This is a genomic window from Limibacter armeniacum (assembly GCF_036880985.1).
GTDB lineage: Bacteria > Bacteroidota > Bacteroidia > Cytophagales > Flammeovirgaceae > Limibacter > Limibacter armeniacum.
Window position 1 is genome coordinate 3,205,277 of sequence record NZ_JBAJNO010000009.1, and the last position, 21,860, is coordinate 3,227,136.

20 protein-coding genes are annotated in these 21,860 nt (G+C 39.4%); 11 read left to right on the forward strand and 9 right to left on the reverse strand.

Features of this window, described 5'->3' with window-relative positions:
- Positions 1-37: 37 nt before the first annotated feature.
- The 4 genes from V6R21_RS31055 to V6R21_RS31070 all read left to right on the forward strand — a co-directional run bounded on the left by V6R21_RS31055 (position 38) and on the right by V6R21_RS31070 (position 2,923).
- The gene (locus V6R21_RS31055; RefSeq protein WP_334247376.1) at positions 38-589 is read left to right on the forward strand and encodes a hypothetical protein; all 552 of its coding nucleotides are present in this window, start codon (positions 38-40) and stop codon (positions 587-589) included.
- A gap of 2 nt (positions 590-591) precedes the next feature.
- A complete protein-coding gene (locus V6R21_RS31060; protein ID WP_334247377.1) occupies positions 592-984 on the forward strand; it encodes a hypothetical protein in 393 nt (130 codons plus the stop codon).
- A 181-nt stretch (positions 985-1,165) separates the two neighbouring features.
- Positions 1,166-2,557, forward strand: a complete 1,392-nt coding sequence (locus V6R21_RS31065) for an MBL fold metallo-hydrolase (protein ID WP_334247378.1) — start codon at positions 1,166-1,168, stop codon at positions 2,555-2,557.
- Between the two features lie 18 nt (positions 2,558-2,575).
- A complete protein-coding gene (locus tag V6R21_RS31070) occupies positions 2,576-2,923 on the forward strand; it encodes a rhodanese-like domain-containing protein (protein WP_334247379.1) in 348 nt (115 codons plus the stop codon).
- A 232-nt stretch (positions 2,924-3,155) separates the two neighbouring features.
- On the opposite strand, the gene V6R21_RS31075 is transcribed toward V6R21_RS31070, so the two are convergent.
- Positions 3,156-3,977, reverse strand: a complete 822-nt coding sequence (locus tag V6R21_RS31075) for an IS982 family transposase (protein ID WP_456298559.1) — start codon at positions 3,975-3,977, stop codon at positions 3,156-3,158.
- 206 nt (positions 3,978-4,183) lie between these two features.
- Here V6R21_RS31075 and V6R21_RS31080 point away from each other — a divergent pair, with 206 nt between their 5' ends.
- Complete coding sequence (locus tag V6R21_RS31080; RefSeq protein WP_334247380.1) at positions 4,184-5,170, forward strand: TerB family tellurite resistance protein; 987 nt, start codon at positions 4,184-4,186, stop codon at positions 5,168-5,170.
- A 9-nt stretch (positions 5,171-5,179) separates the two neighbouring features.
- Here V6R21_RS31080 and V6R21_RS31085 read toward each other — a convergent pair whose 3' ends face one another.
- From V6R21_RS31085 to pbpC, 8 genes are all read right to left on the reverse strand, one after another.
- Positions 5,180-5,374 carry a hypothetical protein gene (locus tag V6R21_RS31085; RefSeq protein WP_334247381.1) on the reverse strand — a complete coding sequence of 65 codons (195 nt, stop codon included), beginning with the start codon at positions 5,372-5,374 and terminating at the stop codon, positions 5,180-5,182.
- Between the two features lie 21 nt (positions 5,375-5,395).
- The gene (locus tag V6R21_RS31090) at positions 5,396-5,575 is read right to left on the reverse strand and encodes a hypothetical protein (protein ID WP_334247382.1); all 180 of its coding nucleotides are present in this window, start codon (positions 5,573-5,575) and stop codon (positions 5,396-5,398) included.
- A 72-nt stretch (positions 5,576-5,647) separates the two neighbouring features.
- Positions 5,648-6,181 carry an LPS export ABC transporter periplasmic protein LptC gene (gene lptC, locus V6R21_RS31095; RefSeq protein ID WP_334247383.1) on the reverse strand — a complete coding sequence of 178 codons (534 nt, stop codon included), beginning with the start codon at positions 6,179-6,181 and terminating at the stop codon, positions 5,648-5,650.
- A gap of 313 nt (positions 6,182-6,494) precedes the next feature.
- Positions 6,495-8,129, reverse strand: a complete 1,635-nt coding sequence (locus V6R21_RS31100) for a hypothetical protein (RefSeq protein ID WP_334247384.1) — start codon at positions 8,127-8,129, stop codon at positions 6,495-6,497.
- 20 nt (positions 8,130-8,149) lie between these two features.
- Complete coding sequence (locus V6R21_RS31105; protein WP_334247385.1) at positions 8,150-9,496, reverse strand: hypothetical protein; 1,347 nt, start codon at positions 9,494-9,496, stop codon at positions 8,150-8,152.
- Complete coding sequence (locus V6R21_RS31110) at positions 9,480-10,223, reverse strand: type III pantothenate kinase (RefSeq protein ID WP_334247386.1); 744 nt, start codon at positions 10,221-10,223, stop codon at positions 9,480-9,482. Before V6R21_RS31110 ends, V6R21_RS31105 begins: the two co-directional genes overlap by 17 nt.
- A 137-nt stretch (positions 10,224-10,360) precedes the next feature.
- On the reverse strand, positions 10,361-12,169 hold the full coding sequence (locus V6R21_RS31115) for a cation:proton antiporter (protein WP_334247387.1): 1,809 nt from the start codon (positions 12,167-12,169) through the stop codon (positions 10,361-10,363).
- 273 nt (positions 12,170-12,442) lie between these two features.
- A complete protein-coding gene (gene pbpC, locus V6R21_RS31120; protein ID WP_334247388.1) occupies positions 12,443-14,671 on the reverse strand; it encodes a penicillin-binding protein 1C in 2,229 nt (742 codons plus the stop codon).
- A 344-nt stretch (positions 14,672-15,015) separates the two neighbouring features.
- Between pbpC and V6R21_RS31125 the strand changes: the two genes are divergently transcribed.
- The 6 genes from V6R21_RS31125 to rpsG all read left to right on the forward strand — a co-directional run bounded on the left by V6R21_RS31125 (position 15,016) and on the right by rpsG (position 21,858).
- The gene (locus V6R21_RS31125) at positions 15,016-16,683 is read left to right on the forward strand and encodes a hypothetical protein (RefSeq protein WP_334247389.1); all 1,668 of its coding nucleotides are present in this window, start codon (positions 15,016-15,018) and stop codon (positions 16,681-16,683) included.
- Positions 16,684-16,810: 127 nt separating this feature from the next.
- On the forward strand, positions 16,811-18,082 hold the full coding sequence (locus V6R21_RS31130; RefSeq protein WP_334247390.1) for a Glu/Leu/Phe/Val family dehydrogenase: 1,272 nt from the start codon (positions 16,811-16,813) through the stop codon (positions 18,080-18,082).
- Positions 18,083-18,330: 248 nt separating this feature from the next.
- Entirely contained in the window at positions 18,331-18,990 is a 660-nt protein-coding gene (locus V6R21_RS31135) for a phosphatidylserine decarboxylase family protein (RefSeq protein WP_334247391.1), read from the forward strand.
- Positions 18,991-19,136: 146 nt separating this feature from the next.
- Positions 19,137-20,324 (forward strand): MalY/PatB family protein, encoded by a 1,188-nt coding sequence (locus tag V6R21_RS31140; RefSeq protein WP_334247392.1) that lies wholly within the window; start codon positions 19,137-19,139, stop codon positions 20,322-20,324.
- A gap of 488 nt (positions 20,325-20,812) precedes the next feature.
- Positions 20,813-21,193, forward strand: a complete 381-nt coding sequence (gene rpsL / locus V6R21_RS31145; RefSeq protein WP_334247393.1) for a 30S ribosomal protein S12 — start codon at positions 20,813-20,815, stop codon at positions 21,191-21,193.
- 182 nt (positions 21,194-21,375) lie between these two features.
- Complete coding sequence (gene rpsG, locus V6R21_RS31150; RefSeq protein WP_334247394.1) at positions 21,376-21,858, forward strand: 30S ribosomal protein S7; 483 nt, start codon at positions 21,376-21,378, stop codon at positions 21,856-21,858.
- Positions 21,859-21,860 lie beyond the last annotated feature (2 nt).

Genomic DNA, 21,860 nt, shown 5'->3' on the forward strand with positions numbered 1-21,860 from the left:
AGCTACCTTTGTGCCCCAAAGCACACTATCTCATCTTATGAAAAAATTAAGTCGGAAAGTATCATTCTTCCTTCTGATTCACCTTCATATTACTTTTTTATCAGCCATTCTTTTTGAACGGATGGAGGTGTTCATTGCAATAGGGAGTATGATTGTATTGTTTCTACTAATGGGTTTCTCATATCTGAAATCCCCATTACACGAACATGACCACACAGTTGAAGATTATTCTTTGATTGTCTTTGTCATGCTTGGAGCATCAGCCTCCTACTGTTTGAATGTTGAAGCTCATTTAGGGCCTGTATTGGCAGCCGGTATAGTGGGCGTCTTTGCATCTTTTATTCCTAGTTTCAGTAAGAAGTCAGAATTCCTGAAACAGGTACCTCCTGCCTTGTATTGTGGGGCATTTGTGGGGATGTCTCAAGAAAAGGTTGCTCATGATCATACCTTTATCATAATAGCAAGTTTTGTGTCAGGAATGCTTTTAGTCCACTCCAAAAATGTTTTCAATGGTTTCGGAGGGAAATTAGGAACAATTGCTTTCGGAGGCGTAACAGTAACTTCTCTCTTTCTATTCTTTTTGTTTTAAGTATGAATATTTTTTTGGTAGCAGTAGCTGGTACTTTAGGGGCTCTGATTACTTTTTGGCTTAATGTAAAGCTTCATCAGGGACCTGTACGTGCCTCTGCATTAGTGGCACTCGTTATTGGACTGGTTTTTTACCTTTATCCTAATTGCTTAGGCGAATACCTGTCAACTCACCTTCCAATTGTAGTAATAGGAGCTTCATTTGTCGGAATGGCATCGCTTCAGGTTACCCCACAGTTTAGGTGGGTCGCCCTTTCAGGGTTTGTGTTTTCAATTCTATACTTGAACTCCAGTCGTTTTTTTCAAGGGTTTGGAGGAGCACTGGGTACAGCAGCTTGTTTGTCTCTCGTATTAGTATTGGGAGTGTCCCACCTTTTTAAGAAAAGGAGCAACTAACTAAAAAGCAGTTAGCTCTTTTAAGTGAAATTACCTTATTGGACTGTAATGGATAAAGAGAAAACAATGATTGTTGTTATGAGCTTATGAAAGTATTAGTCAGTAATTTAAAAGTGAAAATCCATATATTTGGGCACCTTACCGGCAATGCATTTTTAGACTAATTAGATGTATAACACACATGAAAGTAGAGCAGCTTTATACGAAATGTCTTTCAGAAGCATCTTACATCATTATCTCAGATGGGGAAGCGGCTGTTGTAGACCCTATTCGTGAGTCAGCACCATATCTGGCAATTGCGAAGGAGCATAATGCATCCATCAAATACATATTGGAAACACACTTCCACGCTGATTTTGTATCAGGTCACTTAGAGCTTGCGAAGCAAACAGGTGCAACTATAGTGTATGGTCCAAATGCAAACCCATCCTATGATGTACATGTAGCAAAGGATGAAGAAACCTTTTCATTGGGAAATGCAACAATTCAAGTGTTACATACACCAGGACATACATTAGAGTCCTCAAGCTTTTTATTGAAGGATGAAGCAGGGAATGACCATGCTGTATTTACAGGCGACACCTTATTTGTTGGAGAAGTAGGAAGACCAGACCTTGCTGTTAATCAGGATATATCCAGAGAAGATTTGGCTAGTATGCTTTATGATTCACTGAATACAAAGATAAAGTCATTGAGTGATGAGGTCATTGTATATCCTGAACATGGAGCAGGCTCTGCGTGTGGAAAGAATATTGGAAAAGAGAATAGCAGTACAATCGGTGAGCAGAAGCAAAGCAATTATGCGTTGCAAGACATGTCACGTGAGCAGTTTGTAGCAAAACTGACAGATGGTTTGGTGGCGCCGCCTGCTTATTTCTTTGAAGATGCCAAAATCAATAAGCAAGGCTATAAACCTTTGGATGAAGTATTTTCAGCCAATATGAATGGATTGTCTCTTGAAGAAGTAGAAAAGGCACAGAATAAAGGTGCCTTGGTATTGGATGCCCGTACTCCAGACGAATTTGAAAAAGGGTTTGTGAAAGGTGCACTGAATATAGGATTGAATGGTCAGTTTGCTATTTGGGTCGGTACGATGGTAGATATCAAAAGAGAGCTGATCATTGTAGCCAAAGATATTGAGCAAGTAAGGGAGACGGTGACAAGACTGGCGCGTATTGGTTATGAAAATGTACTTGGTTACCTTGAGGGGGGCTTTGGGGCTTGGGAATTTGCCAAAAAACCGATTGATACAGTAGATTCCATTTCAGCAGCTGAGGCTGTTAAGGAAATGAAGCGAATGAGTGATGTGACATTGGATGTAAGAGAACCGGGAGAAGTAGAAAAAGCCCATATTGATGGAGCGAAGGTAATCAGGCTTCAGGAGTTACTACACCGTCATTCGGAGTTGGATAAAGAAACGACAGGCTATCTTGTTCATTGTGGTGGTGGTTACCGTTCAATGATTGCGGTTTCATTGTTGAAGCAGTTAGGTTTTACGCACCTTAAGAATATCAAAGGAGGTTTTGCTGCATTGGAAAAAGAACATGCACCGATTGTATTTGGAAAAAAATAAACACCTGAAATCATCTCAATGCTAGAATTTATCAAAAACCTGTTTGGAGGAGATCAAGGCTTCGAGACTTTGGATGACGAAGCTTTTGCAGAAAAACTGAAAGGAACAGAGAAACCTATAATTCTTGATGTAAGATCAAGAATGGAACATAAGGAGGAAAAACTTCACAATGCATTGAACATAGATGTGATGAGTCCTAATTTTGTAGAGCGACTCAAGCATATGGATAAAGACAAGCCTTATTTTGTGTATTGCAAATCGGGTAATCGAAGCAAGAGAGCTTGCAAAATGATGGCTAAAGAAGGCTTTACGGAGCTGTATAACCTGAAAGGTGGCATTATAGCTTGGTCAGGGAAAACCGTTTAAAATATGATGTCATAAAGGCTTTTAAAAACTCTTCCAGTAACAGGAAGAGTTTTTTATTGATTAAAAAATCATGATCGTAACAACCAGTGTCAGGTTTAAAGCGTATATGATTTTTAATATTAATAATACTCGGGTTGTACTATTTAGGGATAAATTACCTGAAATGGATCAGAAATAGATTTTAGCAGGACATACATTTTACTTAAATTAATTCAAGTTGCGTTTGATTTTCCTACCAAGCGACATTTTCGATTGTATAGGCAAAAATGAATAAGAAAATTTTAATGATGAAACCCTGTGGCGTGACAGCATGAATATGCTTAGGGAACTTGGCTGTAATACCACTGAATGTGGTTTCCACCCTCTTCCTCAAGACCTTCTTGATAAAGGCTTGCCAAGGCTCATCCTTTCGTTTTGCATTCGATTTCCGGTCGGCCAAAATGCGAATGTTTTCGCATTCGGCATAAAGGTCTTCCAGATCGTAATCGGTGAAGGCGGCATCCCCATACAGGGAACTTCCTTCCGGAATTTCAAGGTTCATGGATTGAAACCCCGTTATATCATGGACTGAACCCGCCATAAGAAAATACTGGACAGGAATGCCCGAAGATGTGGTAATTAACATCACCTTGAATCCATAGAAGTACTCCCTCTTGGAGGAATTATAGCCTCTGTAGGGTTCACCTCGCAGGATTCTGCATCGGGGGATACGGATATTCCGGCAGACAGCTACAGGAAAACTGTCTATGAGGTAATCCCCGCTAGTGTTGAGCTCCATCAGGGTTTTGCCCAATGCCGAGAAGATAAATAAGATCGTCTCAAACAAACCGTGAAGCCTGCGATTGAACCCGGACTTATCAATGGGCTTAAAGCCATGATGCGCTTTCAGGTACTCCAGAGATTGTACCATGTTGCCACCGAAATGGGCACATGCCAGCAGGGCCGAGGTAATGATCTGGCTGTCGGACATCCGACGCTGTCTAGGCTCTTTGAGCTTAGTTGCTTTCAGGTAATCATCTACAAAACAGTAGATGCATACGGTATTTTCATTGATGGTTGCCATTGGACAGGTGTGTTTGGTGCTCTTCATCCTAAACAACACCTTCCATGGTAACCTGATTTATAAAGTGCAACTTGAGTTAAATTAATAGAGAAGCCCAGTATTACGTACTGTCAAAATAGGTGACTACTCAGTTTATAGCCCATAAAAAAGTCAGGATAGCACCTGCCATATTTAAAAACTAAAACCAAATTCCAACAATGACAACAGCATTGATCCAAGCCTCTCCTTTGGCTTCATTAATCTATGATAAAAAGCATGAACAACAGAAAGACAAATGGATAAGTTATGCCTATGCTTTACTGACAATTGCTGGTGCTGATGGAGAAGTTTCTGATAAAGAAATGGAATGGATGCTCAACGAATTTATGGAAGAGCTGAAGGCTACTGATGAGCAGAAGCAGCTGGTGATCGGTTTTGACTATAAGAATGCAGACCTTAATAAACTCTTGGCTGATATAAAGATCGATCTGCCTGTTAATTTTAAGCGCGCATTGGTATACGATGCTGTACAAATGGCAAGAGCAGACCAAGATTATGCACCTGAAGAAAAAGAAGCTGTTATAAGGCTTGCTGAAAGCCTTGGTGTGCCGTTTTATCTGGCTCGGACGATTGAAGGGTTGGTTAATACAGAAAAGTCTCTAGAATTGACACGAAAATCAATTTTTGAAGTAGAGGAGTCTTCATATGTGACTGTGGGAAATGAACGACCTTTACAACCTGAATTTAGAATGGCATCTGTGATAGATAGGCATATTTTGGGAATGCATTATACCAGCGATAAGACTCAGCGTAATTATGGTTATGCTTTGATGATGGTAGCAGGAGCTGACAGGGAAATTTCTATTCAGGAAAAGAAGTGGTTCAAGGATGAGTTTGCTATACTTTCCGATATGCCAACTCATATTATCGAGGATGTCCTTTCTTTTGATTATAAGGAAGGAAACCTTTACAATATTATAGATGAAATGGAAGTGGATATTTCCATCAACTTTTCACGTACGCTGCTTTATAATGCCATTAAAATGGCCCGAGCAGATATGAATTATCCCCAAACTGAACGCGATGCAGCGAATCATGCAGCTCGTGTATTGGGTATTCCAGAAGATATTGCTCGCACCATTGAATACTTGGTTGATACTGAACAGAAGATTGCCAGTATGCGAAAAACCCTTTTTGAGATGTAAAAAGAGTTTTTATTTGAGGCTGTTCATGACCTTGAAAATTACTCTGACAATATAAGCTACCAATAAGATAACCATCATGCCTTGCAGGTAATTGGCAAGTGTCATTTCTTCATCAAGCCAATACATAATTCCTGTATAGGCTGCAGTGTATATTACAGCAGATTTTAGTAAGTAAACTAGTTCAGAAATGAAGTTGAATTTCATAGTTGGTTGGTGTTAGTCTGTTTATTTGTTCTTATTCTTTCCCTTCTCCTCATTTTTTTTGTTGATGTACTGCAATAGTAGTACACAAATACCGGAAAGCATAAATAACCAATAACTTGCCCCGATTCCATAGTAAAATGATTGGTGTACCCCAATTACAAATGCTGCTGTACCAAAGGCGATAATGACTGCTTTTTTCATAACATTTTAGACCTTCCCTCTTTTATCCAATAACGCCACCTATAAAGGCGGCGCTTTTATAACCTTTTTATTTTATTCAGAAATTGTACCCGTAATATTCTGAATTTCATAGTCATCAGGATCATTTTGGTTAGCTTTCATTCCTACTCCAAAAGTAGTAGCTCCCTCTGTAGTGATCTTTACGCTGTCATCCGTAAAAATGTCACCACTTTCATTGTTGAAATTCAATAGGTTGGTTTCTAATTTCTGCCCTTTGTTTTTGTCATTCAGTACGACATTCCCCATTGCTCTGTATAGGTGATCCTTGTAAAAGTAGATAGCACTGTCAGCGACTAGAGTTGACTGCTCTTTTCCATCCTGATTAAAAGTAGTGATAAAGATACCTTCAGGGTAACGCTCGTTGCCATCTGTAAAACGCATCTGTACCTTTGCTTCCATTTTCATCTTGAGTTTGGTGTCCTCAGTATAGATGGTAGTCGCATTTTTAGCCATGTATTCTGGCGCATTCGGATCAAGCTTTTGTGACAGATCGTCTTTTTTCTTGGTAGTAGAGCAGGCAGTAATTCCTGCAGCTATAATCAGTATGAAGAATGTTAGTTTTTTCATAAAGGATTCAACTAAGATATGTAACCAATGGTTATGAAGAGGCAAAAATAATCAGATTGGAATGAATTGAAACACTGAATAGATTTAATTCCTTTCATTCGCACTGATAGCCACTGTAATTCTCTAAGAAAAAGAGTACTATAAGAGCTTGCAAAAGCCCTTATGAACGCCTCTAAAAGTATAAATTCCTGTTTATAGGAACTATTCCTTAACTTTTTTTATAAGCAAGAAATATGGTGGCAGAAAAAGAAAGGCTCTGATCTACACAATGGAAGATCAGAGCCTCTGTATATTTTATTTATCTAAAGATAAATTATGGTCTCTTGCGAAGAACAGTAGTTCCACCAATCCAGCAACCAACGCTGATAGGTTTTCCTACTTCATAACCTTTAGATGCCATCTGGAAGATGTCAGACATCGCAGGGAATTGCTCTTGTGCTTTAGCCATCTTAGAGCTGTTACCAGCTTTAGAGTACATATCGTAAGCGGCCAAGTAACATGCTCTTGTCTTCACTTCGTCCTGTACATCGAAACAGTCCTTGTAAGAGTTCATGTAAAGGTCACCGATAAATGTGTAAGCCTCACCAGCAACTGAAGAGTCAGTTTTAGCAGCATCCATTGCAACGTTTCTTGCAGCCGCTTTACCGTCTTTTCTCAGTGTCAGTCTTGCAATGTCAAGCATTACTTCAGCTTTCTTAGCAGGGTTGTCTTCGTAAAGGTCAGCTGCTTTTTGTTTCCACTCAAGTGCTTTTGCAATATCATCCTGAGAAAGGTACTTAGAACCGATTACTGAAGCAGTACCAGGATCTTTAGTGTCGTTGAATACAGTGATAGCTGCAGGCAAGAAGTATGGATTATCTGTACACTTCTCTTTCAAGCTAAACTGGATAATTCTCTTAGCTAGTTTAGTGTCTTCTGGGTTGGCATCAAGCTGAGGTCCCATTTTCTTCTCGATAAAATCGCAGTCTACTTGTACGATTGTAGGAAGAATTTTATTCAACACCTGCTGAGTTCTTTCCCAAGAAGCTTTATCTCTATCGTTTTTAGCGTTTTCGATATTGTACTCAGTCACTTCAGACAGCTCGTCATATTTGTTTAGGAACCAGTCTTCATCGTAGTCACCGTACTTCTTGAAATCAGGGTCAGTGTTTTTGAACTCTTCTTTCAGTTTAGCCAACTCAGCTTTCGCATTTTCTACGTTTTGCTTCGCTGTAGCTCCTTGTTGCTCATCTTTAATAAGAGGCTCCCATGTCAAGATAGCTGACATTTGCTTCTTATATCCGTCTGAGTTTTTGAACTTGATCGAAGCATTTTTGTTGCTGGCAGCCAACTGGTAAGATATTACAGCGTGCGCTGTAACGTTTCTTGACTCAGCTTTTTCTTTGCCTTCGATTTCAGCAATCTTTTCGTAGAACTCCAAGTATTCAGGCAAGTTGTTTTTGAACTCGTCTCTGTCTTTCATGAAGTCATATACGACAGTTGCTTTCTTTGACAGGTTGTCATTTTCGTCACCGAAGTAACGGATTCTGTCATCATAAAGCTTCAGGATTTTATCCTGATACTCTCTCTGCTTGGCTGTGTCTTTTGCTTTTTCAGCGTTACGCTCAAGCTTTGTATAAAGGTTTAGTGAGTAAGCATACAAGTTTTCGTGCAGGTAAGGCACGCTATCCAGCAACCAGTTCAGGCTGTTTAATAAGTCTGGATTCTTGTAGTCTTTTGCTTTATACAAGTCAGTAAAGTACGTGTACTTTGACTTAGCAGTTGTTACATCTTCACCCCAGCAATAGCCTCTGCTATCACAGCCTTTTTTAGTTGAGCCATCAGCAGCTGCTGCTTCAGTGAATTCATTTGCTTTTGCTTGTGCGTCACCGCCTTCCTCTTGAGCGTACGTCAATTGTGCAGTACCCAAAAGCAAAGCCATCAAAAGGAAACTTCTGAACTTTTTCATGGTAAATGTCAATCTGTATTTTAGTTTACTCTTCTTTTAATGAACCAAGAAGGGTCATTAATTGTCAGTCCAAGTTGTAATTTGAAATACTCTTCTCTAAGTGCATTTTCATTTTGGCCTTCTGTCCAGCCATAGATACCTGTCATGGTTAGGGTAGAAGCTCCACCTCGCCCAATAGGTAGTGAAAATCCAGCACTGAAGCTATAATCATCTAGCTTTAAAGCATCAGTTAATGTACTGCTGCTTTGAGCAGAAGAGATATATTTTTCATAGTTGAACTCTTCGTATTTGAAACCAGCTCTTACTGTAATCCTTTTCCAGTAGTTGGAAGCAGATAAGTAGTCTGGAGTGTATTCGCCACCAATGCTAAGTCTTTGGCTATCTTTTAGCTGAAAACCAGATGACGGTAGCGTATTATTATTCTTAATCAGGTCACTAGATGAAATACTTCTGTTTTCATAGTCAACACCGACGCTGTATTTACCCGTTTGTTCAAAGCTGGCTCCCATTGTAACCACTTGAGGAAAAACCTCTTTTAGGTCTGAGTTAGAGTCGAGCGTGTCAACATTAATGGCAACGTCACTGCTGTTCTTGATGATCAAAGCTTGATCATACTTGAAGTTGTAATCCAGTTTTGGCTGCCATGTCGCACCGAAATTTAGCTTTTTAGCCTTGTCCTTATCACCAATTGGTTGAGTGTAAAGGAGACCAGGCTTGAATGTAAATTGGCGGTGGTTTATTCTTTCTAATTTAGTAACAATAAAATTGCTCTGACCATCCAATAGGGTCGAACTGAATTCTCTGTCAAGGTTACCAAATACATAACCAAGCTCTACTCCTAAGACAAGTCCTTTCCAGATATTGACACCGTGAGAGAAGTAAACTTGATTGAGACCACCGTCTCCAGTTTCCTTTTTCTCATAGTAGTTAACAATTGCTCCTTGGTCATTTAGAAGCTCTACCTGATTGTTAACCTCGTAGTTAACAGTTGTCATAGGTCTTAACCCTAATCCCATTGTCCAGTTTCTGCTTACAGGAAAGGCAAAGTTAAAATATGAGATACCTCCACCTATGTCAGACTGGCTAGGAAAGCCACTTTCTTCCAGGTTACGTTGCTCCATGTAAAATGCAGCTTCGAACACTGTAAACTTATTGTGTGTCAACAGAGCAGGGTTAAGCAAGTTTGAAAACTGATAGCTACCCATACTGACACCAACTCCACCCATTGCATTATTTCTCATGCTACCCAAGCCTAGGTAGTTTCCTTGCCCGAGAACAGTATATGGTGAATTAGCACTTTGTGAAAAAGCGTTTTGTACTGAAAAAATAAGGGCTAATGCCGCTGCTATACTATATATCTTCTTCATTCGCTTGTAAGATTCTACTTAAGCCGTGGAGGACTAAATCACGGTTTGCAAAGATGTGAGGTTTTAAAGAAGATTCAAAAAAATTTGCATCTCCACCACATAGCAAAACCCTGATTGATTCAAATTTATCTGTATATTTTTCTATAATTCCATTCATCTCAGCTGCAATACCGTTGACTACACCTGATAAAATACTACTATTGGTACTGTCTCCAATTAGTGGTACAGATGCTACAGGTTCTACTAAAGGAAGCTTTGCAGTATAGTCATGGAGTGCTTTACAACGCATCTTCATGCCCGGGGAGATACCTCCTCCAAGATACTGTGCTTCTGATGTAATAAAGTCATAGGTAATGCAAGTTCCCATGTCAATGACCAAACAATGGTCATGAGGGAAAAATACTTTAGCTCCAACAACGGCTGCTAGCCTGTCTAAGCCAAGTGTTTTAGGTGTGCTGTATTGGTTTGTGATAGGAACATATGTCTCATGGGTAAATTCCAAAGTGCGGCATTGTTGACTCAGCTTCTGAAGTAACTGTTCTTTAGAAGCTCCGACATTAGAAATAATCACCCGTTGGGGACTGTGTTCTTCAATGAATAGTAAAACATCCTTCTCTTCAAGCTGACTTTTGGATAGCACTAACTGGTTGCCATCAAATAAGCCTACCTTTCCAAAGGTGTTTCCGAAGTCAATAACTGCGTTGAAATTTGGTTGAGATAGTTCCATAATTCCCCTCTATACACCACGAACTATATCGTACATAGATAAATGGTGAAACATTGAGCATCAAAGGTTTTAACATTATTAACTTTTAATGATGTGATATCACGAAACCATGAAACCACAAGTTTCAACCTATTGATTTAAAGGTTGATGTAAACTAATCTGTCACCTTCAGTAACGCTAGAAATCATTGGGGTTACAGGTTCTGCTCTATGTCCCGGTTTTAAGATAAATAGAGGTAATATCTTGTCGTTTTCTTCTAGAACTTGTTGGAATTCTTCCATCGAATTGACATCCTTTTCCATGATTTTTGGTCTCTTTCGGAATATTTGTGTAATCCCGATAAAATCATAGGTAGCATTGAAAAGCAGGTTAGGAGGCAAAGTCTCTTTATCTACTTTCAATTCTCTTTCGGAAGGTAGTCTGAATACGTTTTTATCACCAATCTCTTGTCCAATGATTTTGTTGGCAAGGATATTAATATCTGTATTGGAAGTTGTCGAAAGTAGTTGTCCAAACTGAGAGAAGTCTACTTTTTCGAGTGCTTCATCACTTAGTAAACTGCCTTCGTATACAGGTAATAACATGTTTTTTGCTTCTCTGATATTGTATACAGAGGTATCGCCAAGCATGACTGAAATACCTTTAGATCTTAGGTATCTTGCCATAAAACGGGCTGCTTCGTTTGCACCAAGAAACAGGATGCCATTTGGCTCTGACCTTCCTACTCCCAAAAATTTCACAAGTGGTTTAGCCGTCAGTCCTTGCTGGATTACTGTACCCACAATGGTCATAAAGGTCAGTGGCAAAAGCATGGCTGCCTCGGCAGATTGCTCTGGAGAAAGTATGCCCAATTCAGGAGAAGAAAGCTTAACTGAGAAAATGGAAGCTACACCGGCAGCTACAATACCTCTAGGGCATATATAGGCAATGAATAGCCTTTCACGCCAATTGAGGGTAGAGCCGATGGTACTCAAGAATACAACTAGAGGTCGCAGGACAAAGATGATAACAAGGAATAGTAATAAGCTTCTGTAGTCCAGTAGCATGGCAAGGTCATCTACATTGGTACGAGATGAAAGCATGACAAATAAGAAGGATATCAGAATGATGGATACATCTTCTTTAAAACTCAGAATATGTTTAATCTGTTCCATCTTCAGGTTACCTAGTATCATTCCGAGTACGGTAACGGCAAGTAGTCCTGATTCAGCACTAATTGTATCAGAAACAGCAAAGGTCAGAATTACGATCCCCAACATGACAGTATTTCGCAGGTAATGGGGAACAAGGTTTCGTTTGAGGATGATGTAAGTGAGCCATGCGAAGATTCCGCCTGTTACAAGCCCCGCCAAAATGATCATCAAAAAACCTTTTAAGGCAAAAATGGTAAAGTGCTCATTAGACTGACCTGTAATGATAAATTCATAAATCAAGATAGCTACCAAGGCACCAACTGGATCAATAAGAATACCTTCCCACTTGAGTATTGTGTTGATGTTATTATTGGCACGTACATTCCTAAGAATGGGGCCGATAACGGTTGGACCACTTACAATGATGAGTGCGCCAAAAAGAAAGGATATTTGGTAGCTGAAGCCCATGATCCAGTGTACAGCAAACCCTCCGCCAAGCAATGTGATGACGGTTCCAAAAAAGATCAGGTTCCGGACGGTATTAGCCAAGGTTCTGATTTCTTTAAACTTGAGGGTCAAACCTCCCTCAAAAAGAATAAGTCCTACAGAAATACTGACTACATCAAACAAAAGGTCTTGATGGAAAATCTTGTCACCATCAATAAACTTATGTCCATTGGCGGTCAAGAAAGTCGAGATGGGACCTACAAGCAGTCCTATAATGATCAAGGGAAGGATGGCAGGGATCTTAATCCTCCACGATAACCATTGGGCAAAAAATCCCAGAACCAAGATTCCAGCGGCTTCAATCATAATCGTATTTGTGGTCTCTATCTGTTAGTTGTCAGTCTCGGTATATTATAAAAATTCACAGCACGGCTGACAGTCTATATTTTGTAAGTTGATTGTCTGGCTAAAAGCATTGAAAAGTACAATAATGATAAGTGCTTTTAGACAGATAATGTTGCTGAAAGGTTTGTGTTTTTCTAAGTGAAAATAACCTGTGCCAGCCGAAATTCTGCATAAAATACAAAAATTAATACAAGGAATGTAATTTAATAGTGCAGTTATTTAGTAAAACCATTTCTACAGTACGGTTATGAAGATATTGTGATTTCTGCCTTTGTCATCGCTACATGAAATCTTGACTTTTCCTTTCGGCGGGTTGAAAAAGACATTTTCTTCTGAAGGAGACTTTTTGTAGAACTGGTCATTGATATACCAGTATACCCAGTCCACATCATTAGCTGCCTGACAACTGAGTAATAACTCAGTGGCTTCATCCCCAATTAGGTATTCCCGATTTTCTAAAGGCGAAGTGATCTTTGGTGGATTATCCTTGACTATAGCTTTACAAGCTGGATTGTGCATTGGGATCCTTTTGTAAGGAATGTCTTTCTCTTCAAAATATGTAACCAATGCAGGGTTGATATTAGGGTAAAGAAGCTTTTTATAGCCTGCAGAAGGTAAGCATTGGGAGCAGTAGCTGATTGAGGAATCATCTGATACAAAAACATACCTTTGGTGAGTACACTTGATATTGTCAGAAACTTGGGGGATGTAAAAATCATTAATCAAGTGTTGACATGTGCGTTCTGGCACTCGTCCTGTCTCGGAACAGACCAATCGTTCTTCTAGGTTGTCAGGCATCTGGAACCAACCCTTTTCTGAGTTATAATCAATGGTGTTGAAAAGTCTGAATAGTAATGGTGTTGCGACATGGGCTCCAGTCAATTCTCGAGAGCCTGTCCCGTCAAAGTTACCAACCCATACCCCGATTGTATATTTCTTATTAAACCCAATACTCCAAGCATCCTTTCTACCATAAGAGGTTCCAGTTTTCCAAGCCACTTTAGGCAAGTTTACACTGTTTAAATAGGCGTTAGGCAAATCTGGTCGATCAGGTTCCTGAAGAATGTCTGATATCATATATGAGGCTGCATCAGAAAGAACTGATGCGGTTGAGCTAACTGTATCCAATTGAGTGTAACGAAGGGGGGCATATAATCCTTTATTTGCCATGCTACAATACAACCCTGCTAACTCTTCAAGACTTACACCACAGCCTCCAAGCGCTAATGATAGTCCAAGTTTGTATTCTTGCTTGGCTATGTTGTTGAATCCAGCTCTCTTTAAAGAAGCGATTAAATTGTTGACGCCAATTTTATCCAATGCTTGTACAGCTGGAATATTAAGTGATTTTGCCAACGCATCCGTGACGGTAAGTTTGCCATGAAACTTCTCATCAAAGTTTTGGGGAATGTAGGTGCCGAACACACTGGGAACGTCAAGCATAATCCTATTTGGCGTTAACACACCCATGTCAAATGCTAAACCATAGACCAATGGCTTAAGTGTACTTCCTGGAGAACGGACAGCCTGAATACCGTCTACTTGTCCACTGTGCCTATCGCTGTAAAAGTCTGGTGAACCTACGTAAGCGACAACATTTCGTGTTGCATTTTCTACGATGATCACAGAGGCATTGTAAATACCATATTGTTGTTGCCTACTAATGTATTGGGCTGTCAGGTGAGAAGCCCGTTGTTGAAGCTCAGTATCAATATGAGTGAGGATACGATCTGTATGGATTTGGTATCTCAACCGAGTTCCCAAGTGAGGGATGATGCGTTTAAGGGATCGTCGATAAGCGATCAAGGGTTCAGTATAAGCATCTTCAATCAAGGTGTTTTCGAAAAGATCATCTTGCTGAAAGATCTTAAGCCATTTATTTCTAGCTCTGACAATGGCTGTGTTGTCTTTGCCTAATGCCAATGATGTAGGGCGGTTGGGGATAATTGAAAGTACTGTAGCTTGAGAAAGACTTAACTGGTCAGGTTGTTTACCAAGATATAACATGGATGCAGCCTTTACGCCTTCAATGTTACCCCCATAAGGAACGAGGTTAAGGTATAGCTCAAGTATTTCATCTTTACTGAACTGGAGTTCCAGCTGCAATGCCCTAAATGCTTCAACAAGTTTATTTACATAGGTACGAGGTTTGGGATCTAACAACCTTGCAACTTGCATGGTGATCGTCGAAGCTCCAGAGGTTGTATGTCCTGTAAGGATGTTTTTGATAAAGGCTCTGGAAATAGCAAAAGGATTAATGCCTAAATGGTAATAAAAGTATTTGTCTTCTTTATGGACGATGGCCTTCTGAAGTGTTTCTGATACCTCGTTGAGTTCAACCCTCATTCGCCATTTGTCATCCTTACTTAAAAAAGCATCAATAACATCTCCCTGATCCGAAAGAATTACTTGTGAGTAAGGAATTTTTGGTTGGAACGGGAAGATGAAATGCAGTAATAACAAGATGCATGTGCAGATAAAAAAACTTTTTCCAGCAATAGTACAGCCTTTCAAAATCTTTGAGCGAAACTCTCTGGTGTTCTTGATTATGTTCAATGTTTAGGCGTAAATTAATGTTTACCATTTTACCTTAATCAGGTGCACGTAAATTTATATTATACTACACTGATAGTAAAATAATCAGTTATATTTTCCTTTTACGGAGAATCATTTTTTAGCCTCGCCATATTTAGGAATAGTACAAGATCGATTTTCAACATACCAGCATATAATAATGTTGAAAATAACCTCCGCAACCAGGTAGCTCAGACCTCTATGTGTTTATAACTTATAACGAATCAGATACTATGAATTCCAATACCCAAATGTTCTCCCATTTTACCAAAGTTCATTTGATATACAGGGCCATTTTGGCCTTGATGTTTATTTTAGCTTCACTTGGCTATGCCAATTCACAATCAGTAAATGAAGAGATATACAAGATTCCTATTGAAGACAGCAAAGGGGAGGATTATAGAATAATCTCATTAGGAGAAAAAGGGGTTTTGGTCGTGCTTAACAGTGCGGACTATTCTAAGGGGAAATCAGCCTTACATATTTCTTATCTGGATTCTACTTTGACCGAAAGGTGGAGTCATGTACAAGAGATCTCATCAGAGACTATTGTGATGGATTATGATATTGATGGAAATGATGTATATGTTTTACTGAAAGTGAAAGGTAGGGAGTATGAAATATTGAAAGTAGATGTAGTATCCAGACAAATAGACAAGAAACCATACGATAACCTAGAGGAAATAGAAATTACCCATTTTAAGACTGCTCAAGGTAAATGCTTTCTGGGAGGGACAACTGATAAAAACCCTTTAGCAATATGTTATGATTTTCAGTCAGGGAACTCACAAATCTTGCAATCCATCAATCAGCTTAAAGTAACGTTGGTTACGTTGGATGTTTTTGCTGAGGAAGAAACAGTGGTGTTGGTGCTGAAAGGACCAAATACAGGGAAGTTCAAAGGGCTTTACATTAACGCATATGATTTTAGTGGGAGGTTACGTTACAATTATTTCGAGTTACCAAACCCTAATTATAACCTGATAACCTTCCGTCCTTATTTTGGAAGTAATGGAAGGTTGATAATGCTTGGTACTTATAGTCTTCGAAATGATAATTTGGCACAAGGTGTGTATTCAATGGTGTTGAACAAAGGTGTAGAGGAAGCATTCAGGTTTTATGACTTTGGTTACTTCAAACATTTTTACAACTACCTGCCTGAGAAGAAACGGGAAGATATGGTTGTCAGGATTCAGGATAAAAGAGATAAAGATAAGATTCACTTATTAAGACACCGTTTGTTTGTGCATGATTTAGAAGTGACGGATAATCAAGTTGTGTTTGTCGCAGAAGAAGCATCTTTTATCTACCCTAGGCAAAGTAATATTCTTTTACGTGGAGGTGGGGAAGGTACAGATTGGGTTGGTGATGGATACCAGTCAATGAAATACTTTGTGCAAGACCATGACAACCTATTGATCAATAAAGGAGAGCATGTACCAAGTGGTTTGGTCAATGCGAAGGTAGAAGAAGGAAAAACCTTTCCAATTCAATTTCGTTATAAACATGCTTTCGCATGTGGGTTTGATAAGGACGGACAACTGAAGTGGGATAACAGCTTTTCAATGAATCATACCAATATGGATTTGCCAATTGAGATGGTCCAAGTTTATGCCGATACAGATGAGGTTTACTTTATCAAACCTGACCGAGACAATATTCATTACAAAGTGTCAGGCAGAATGGAGTATGATGAGCAAAATCTTGTGATGCCAATGAAGGACAACCGTCCTGAACAACGGATAGTTTACTTCGATCACGGAGGGGTACAACCTTGGTTTAATAAAAACTTTTTGTTCTCAGGGATTCGATATTCGGAACATGCTTTAAATGATGGGGGAGAGGAGAAGGTGTTCTTTATCAAGAAGTTATCATTCTTGGATGAAAAACTTTCTGAATAAATTCCAAATTATTTTAAACAAGACTTACTTCTTTTCAAATAAACCTATACATTTGCTGCGTAAATCTGACACTTATTATTCAGAAGCCTTAATTTTATCACTTTTTTAACAAATCAAAAAAAGTACTATGGCATACATCGAACCGGCTCCGATTAAGGATAAAGAGAATCCGTTTGAGTCCATGATGGAACGCTTCAACATCGCAGCTGAGAAGCTAGGCTTAGACAAGGAAACCTACGAAGTGTTGAAAAGTCCAGCAAAGCAAGTGATTGTATCACTGCCTATTACAATGGATGACGGACGCAAAGAAGTGTTTGAAGGATACCGTGTGATCCACTCTAACACGCTTGGCCCATCTAAAGGTGGTATCCGTTTTGATCCAGAAGTAAACTTGGACGAAGTAAAAGCACTTGCAGCTTGGATGACGTGGAAATGTGCAGTTGTGGATATCCCTTACGGAGGTGCAAAAGGCGGCGTTAAATGCGAGCCTTGGAAGATGTCACAAGGAGAACTGGAAAGACTTACAAGAGCTTATACAGTTAAGATGAACGATATCTTTGGTCCTGATCTTGATATTCCTGCGCCAGACATGGGGACTAACCCTCAGGTGATGGCTTGGATTATGGATGAGTATTCAAAGGCACAGGGCAAGACAATCAATGCCGTAGTAACAGGCAAGCCGCTTGTACTGGGTGGTTCATTGGGTAGAGTGGAAGCTACAGGTCGTGGCGTAATGGTTTCGACACTGGTAGCGCTTGAAAAACTCAAAATCAACCCTACACATGCAACTTGTGCTGTACAGGGATTCGGTAACGTAGGTAGCAATGCTGCTTTGTTGCTTGAAGAACGTGGCTTGAAAATTCTTGGAATCAGTGACCACACTGGTGGTTATTGGAATGACAATGGAATTGATGTTAAGGAAGCTATTGCGTACAGAAATGAAAACGGCTCACTGGAAGGGTTCACAGGTGGAGAGGCAATCTCTAACGAAGAACTGTTGACAGGAAAAGTAGATGTTTTGGTACCTGCAGCGAAGGAGGACGTAATTACTTACCACAATGCAAACAGAATCCAAGCGAAGCTGATTGTAGAAGGTGCTAATGGTCCAACTGGAGCTAAAGCGGATAACATTATTAATGAAAGAGGGACTATTGTAGTGCCAGACATTCTTGCTAACGCTGGTGGTGTGACGGTGTCATACTTTGAGTGGGTACAGAACCGTTTGGGTTACAAATGGACAAAAGAGCGTGTAAACCGCAGAAGTGACAGGATTATGAAGGACGCTTTTGAGCGTGTTTATAAGGCTTCAATAGATTATGATGTTTCGTTGAGAATTGCTTCATACATCGTGGCAATTGAAAAAGTAGCCGAAACTTATAAGCTGAGAGGTGGTTATTAATAGAATTTCATAATTCTTGTAAATACAATTGAAAGATTTAGTGCTTTTCTTGTTCTTTTTTTTGAACAGTGGAAAGTGCTAAATCTTTTTTTATTTAATAAATTTGCGATCGAATTGTATTCTGTTGACTTGAAAGCTATTATTGTAAGCTTTATCAAGTAGTGATTAGAACATAAAAAGGGAAATGAGGTGTTTCTCACTAAGTGAAACCCATTCATAAGAAGTTTTAATATCAATTATTTAATAAGATGACTATACACAGAGAAGGCTACAAGATGCTGCTGGTTTTGGTGACGCTCCTTACAGTTGTCAACGTTGCCATGAGACAGGTGATGCCTGAAATGACTATTCTAAATGACGTCGTACTGGCAGTTAGTGTGGTGTTTTTCTTGCTGATTCTTCAGTTCTTTAGAAACCCGATTATCAGAACTGCAGTAAACCCTAATCAAATTATCTCCTCAGTTGATGGTAAAGTAGTAGTGATTGAGGAAGTGGAAGAGACTGAATATTTCAAAGACAAACGTCTACAGATTTCGGTGTTTATGTCACCGCTTAATGTACACGTAAACCGTAACCCAGTTTCAGGTATTGTAAAGTACTTCAAGTACCACCCAGGTAAATACTTAGTAGCTTGGCACCCTAAGTCAAGTACTGAAAACGAAAGAACAACAGTGGTAATTGAAAATGAGGCAGGGGTAGAAGTACTTTTCCGCCAGATTGCAGGCGCATTGGCAAAAAGAATTCGTTGGTACATCAAAGAAGGAGATCAGGTAGAACAAGGAAAAGAGTTTGGGTTTATCAAGTTCGGTTCCAGAGTTGATATCTTTTTACCTCTGAATGCAGATGTAAAGGTTAAAATTGGAGATAAGACAAAAGGAGGAAAAACTGTTTTGGCTGAATTAAGCTAATAAAATAAGTTACCATCTTTGTAAATACAGGAAAAGCGGTACTGGAATTCATCCAGTGCCGCTTTTGTTTTTTAATGGCTTTTAATGAAGTTGGCAAAAACATCAGAAAAAAAATCAATCCTAGGGCTTTTTAGAGCAACATAAATATGGAGTATAACTTTGATGAGGTCATTAGCCGAGAAGAAACAGATACAGTAAAGTATGGACTTAGGGAAAAGCTATTCGGAAGCAAGGATGTAATTCCAATGTGGGTAGCTGATATGGACTTTAGAGTTCCGAAAGAAGTGCAAGATGCTTTAAAGGCAAGAGTTGAACACCCTATTTTTGGCTATACCATACAGTCAGAGCGCTGTTGGGAGTCGGTGGTAAACTGGCTTGAAAGACGTCATAACTGGAAGGTAGACCAAAAAGAGTTGGTATTCAGTCCTGGAATAGTTCCAGCACTTTCATTACTGGTTCATGCTTTTACAAAACCGGAAGACAAAGTATTGGTTTTCTCACCAGTTTATACACCATTTTTTGAAGCTATAAAAGGGAATGGCAGAAAGGTAGTTCCTCATCATCTGCAAGAAGTTGAAGGGAAATATACAATAGATTTTTCGGTACTGGAAGAGCAATTATCACAAGGTGTCAAGGTGATGATCGTTTGCAACCCCCATAACCCTTCAGGTAGAATGTGGACAAAACCGGAGTTACAGCGACTTGTTGAACTAGGGAAGAAATATGATACTTTGATCGTGTCGGATGAAATACATGCTGACTTAGTTTTGTGGGGGAATAAACACACTCCAATGGCTACTGTTTCTGAAGAAGCAGCCAATCGGGTTATTACATGCATGGCACCAAGTAAGACCTTTAACTTGGCAGGGCTGAATGCATCTTACCTGGTTTTTAAGAATGAGACTTTACAGAAACAATATAGGAGTGTAGCGGGTACTTTGCATTTGGACTTTGGAGGAACTATGGGGACAGAAGCCATGATAGCAGCTTATACATATGGTGAGGAATGGTTAGAGCAATTGCTTCCTTATTTAGAGCGTAATATCTCTTTAGTAGTCAATTTCATTAAAGAACATATACCAGAAATCAAGCCTATGGTACCTGATGCAACTTACCTGTTATGGCTTGACTGCCGTGCTTTAGGTTTAGATGATGTTTCCTTAAAGCAGTTTATGGTAGAAGAAGCAGGTATCGGATTGAATGAGGGAAGGCTTTTTGGGGAAGGTGGAAAAGGATGGCAGCGAATGAATCTTGCTTGTCCTAAAAGCATTGTGGAAAAGGCAATGGCACAACTGAAAGTTGCAGTGGAAAAGCGAAGGATAGTAAGCCAGTAATTCTAATCAATAGATTAAAATGCACTTATGGGTAGTTAACAAGCCAAGTCAGTAAACTAGGTGCTGATTGTGGTGGAGTTACCTGCCCATTAACTTTTTATGAATAACCAGATTATGGTGTCGAGAGAAGGATAATAGAAGATTATTCTGAATATCTTGTCCACTGATTTATGATTGTCAAATGCTCAACTAGTGTCTGCTTAGGAAACCAAAAAGGAACTTTTGGAATTTTAAGTATAGACAATGTGTTGAAAAATAGGATTATAGACTAAGGTTTTTTGCATTTATCAGTCGAGTAGTAAAGGTGATCTTAGAGGTTAAGTCGTATGTATAAAAGCATGTGCTTAACAATTAAGATTCTGTAACAGCTTCAGAATAAAATCATTACAAGCCGCTGTTGGATTAAACAATAAAATACGTACCTTTGCCAATCGAAAAATTTCGAGAAGTATAGTATCGAAAAATTGAATAACTTAAAATTTAGTTAAATGCCTACTATTCAACAACTAGTAAGAAAAGGTAGAACAAAGGTAGAGTACAAGTCGAAGTCTCCTGCACTTGACTCTTGCCCTCAGAGAAGAGGTGTGTGTACAAGGGTATACACTACTACACCAAAGAAACCTAACTCAGCGATGCGTAAAGTAGCAAGGGTTAGATTGACAAACGGTAAAGAGGTGAACGCCTACATCCCAGGTGAAGGTCACAACCTGCAAGAGCACTCAATCGTGCTGATCCGTGGTGGTAGAGTAAAAGACCTTCCAGGTGTACGTTACCACATCGTTCGTGGTGCACTTGACACTGCTGGTGTAGCGGGTAGAACTCAGCGTCGTTCGAAATACGGTGCTAAGAAACCTAAGGCTGCGAAATAATCTCTGAAGGGAGCATAACCTTCAAGTTCTAAAAAAGTATTTATTTCTGATAATTTTAAAGCTGCAGCCCTGAAGGAGTTAGGCGTTGATAGTTAATCAGTTATGGGTTGGAAGCATTCGAGCTATTAACGATTGATGGCTGAAATACTACTGACAGTAAGGGTGGCTTAAAAAGGAAAACAATGAGAAAGGCAAAACCTAAAAAAAGATACGTACTTCCTGATCCTAAGTTTGGAGACGTAATGGTAACTAAGTTCGTTAACAACTTGATGTTGGACGGGAAGAAAAGTATTGCTTATAGCATTTTCTACGATGCATTGGCAATTATTGAAGAAAGAATGAACAAAGGTGAAGAGAAAGTAAACGGTCTTGATATTTTCAAGAAAGCACTTTCTAACATCATGCCAGGCGTTGAGGTGAAATCAAGAAGAGTTGGTGGTGCTACTTTCCAGGTGCCTATCGAGGTTCGCCCAGAAAGAAAGCAGTCTCTTGGTATGAAGTGGATGATCATGTACGCAAGAAAGCGTAATGAAAAGACGATGAAAGAAAAGCTTGCTGGTGAAATCATCGCTGCTTCAAGAGGTGAAGGCGCTGCTGTGAAGAAGAAAGAGGACACTCACAGAATGGCAGAAGCAAACAAAGCATTTTCTCACTTTAGATTCTAATA

Coding starts and splice junctions, on each gene's coding strand:
- rpsG (WP_334247394.1), top strand. CDS start 21,376: ATGAGAAAGGCAAAACCTAAAAAAAGATACGTACTTCCTGATCCTAAG.
- V6R21_RS31135 (WP_334247391.1), top strand. CDS start 18,331: ATGACTATACACAGAGAAGGCTACAAGATGCTGCTGGTTTTGGTGACG.
- V6R21_RS31085 (WP_334247381.1), bottom strand. CDS start 5,374: ATGAAATTCAACTTCATTTCTGAACTAGTTTACTTACTAAAATCTGCT.
- lptC (WP_334247383.1), bottom strand. CDS start 6,181: ATGAAAAAACTAACATTCTTCATACTGATTATAGCTGCAGGAATTACT.
- V6R21_RS31115 (WP_334247387.1), bottom strand. CDS start 12,169: ATGATTGAAGCCGCTGGAATCTTGGTTCTGGGATTTTTTGCCCAATGG.
- V6R21_RS31130 (WP_334247390.1), top strand. CDS start 16,811: ATGGCATACATCGAACCGGCTCCGATTAAGGATAAAGAGAATCCGTTT.
- V6R21_RS31110 (WP_334247386.1), bottom strand. CDS start 10,223: ATGGAACTATCTCAACCAAATTTCAACGCAGTTATTGACTTCGGAAAC.
- V6R21_RS31070 (WP_334247379.1), top strand. CDS start 2,576: ATGCTAGAATTTATCAAAAACCTGTTTGGAGGAGATCAAGGCTTCGAG.
- V6R21_RS31100 (WP_334247384.1), bottom strand. CDS start 8,129: ATGAAAAAGTTCAGAAGTTTCCTTTTGATGGCTTTGCTTTTGGGTACT.
- V6R21_RS31140 (WP_334247392.1), top strand. CDS start 19,137: ATGGAGTATAACTTTGATGAGGTCATTAGCCGAGAAGAAACAGATACA.
- V6R21_RS31055 (WP_334247376.1), top strand. CDS start 38: ATGAAAAAATTAAGTCGGAAAGTATCATTCTTCCTTCTGATTCACCTT.
- V6R21_RS31105 (WP_334247385.1), bottom strand. CDS start 9,496: ATGAAGAAGATATATAGTATAGCAGCGGCATTAGCCCTTATTTTTTCA.
- V6R21_RS31080 (WP_334247380.1), top strand. CDS start 4,184: ATGACAACAGCATTGATCCAAGCCTCTCCTTTGGCTTCATTAATCTAT.
- V6R21_RS31125 (WP_334247389.1), top strand. CDS start 15,016: ATGAATTCCAATACCCAAATGTTCTCCCATTTTACCAAAGTTCATTTG.
- V6R21_RS31065 (WP_334247378.1), top strand. CDS start 1,166: ATGAAAGTAGAGCAGCTTTATACGAAATGTCTTTCAGAAGCATCTTAC.
- V6R21_RS31090 (WP_334247382.1), bottom strand. CDS start 5,575: ATGAAAAAAGCAGTCATTATCGCCTTTGGTACAGCAGCATTTGTAATT.
- rpsL (WP_334247393.1), top strand. CDS start 20,813: ATGCCTACTATTCAACAACTAGTAAGAAAAGGTAGAACAAAGGTAGAG.
- V6R21_RS31060 (WP_334247377.1), top strand. CDS start 592: ATGAATATTTTTTTGGTAGCAGTAGCTGGTACTTTAGGGGCTCTGATT.